Origin of the sequence: Mycobacterium sp. E1715 (assembly GCF_001667625.1) — a bacterium.
Classification (GTDB): domain Bacteria; phylum Actinomycetota; class Actinomycetes; order Mycobacteriales; family Mycobacteriaceae; genus Mycobacterium.
This window is the reverse complement of the sequence record NZ_LZJJ01000339.1, coordinates 1-642: the sequence shown is the minus strand read 5'-3', so window position 1 is coordinate 642 and position 642 is coordinate 1. Positions and strand designations below refer to the sequence as shown.

Below are 642 nucleotides of genomic sequence, written 5' to 3'. Positions count from 1 at the left end.
CGCCATGAAAACGCCACCGAGGAGGACGGCGGCAAGCGCGAGCAACCACGAGCGCCGTCCCGTCACGGCCGCGGCCACGCCATCCCACACCACGATGTGAAGTCTTTCAGTGTGTTAAACATTAATCAACTGAAATTACGCACCGTTGCACATTGCCGGTACGCAACAAGGGGCACTATGGACATTATGGATGCGAGCGGGCGCGGCGTTGTCGCGCCGGGGTGCCTGCCGTGACGGCAGATCGGGCGCCGATGACCACCCGCAAGCGGCGGCACATCGACGTCTGCCTCGCGGAGCCGGTCAACTACGAGCACGTCACCACCGGGCTGGAGCGGTACCAGTTGCCGTACAACGCCCTGACCCAGACCAGCCTCGACGACATCGACCTGTCGACCGAATTCTTCGGCGCGGGCCTGCGCTTCCCGGTCCTGATCGGCGCGATGACCGGCGGTGCCGAGTTGTCGGGGACCATCAACAGGAATCTGGCCGCGGCCGCTCAGCAACTCGGCATCGGGATGATGCTCGGCTCCCAGCGGATCATGCTGGACAGCGCGCTGGGCGAAGGGGCCGCGGCCAGATTCCTGTTGATGGTCCCCGACAACTCGGCACCGCCGGTCATCGCGCCGATCAGGACCGGGAAGC

1 protein-coding gene is annotated in these 642 nt (G+C 65.4%); it reads left to right on the top strand.

From position 1 onward, the window contains the following. Positions 1–251: 251 nt before the first annotated feature. Positions 252–642: alpha-hydroxy-acid oxidizing protein (locus A9X03_RS17225; protein ID WP_197696092.1), on the top strand; the 391-nt coding region annotated here is incomplete at its 3' end.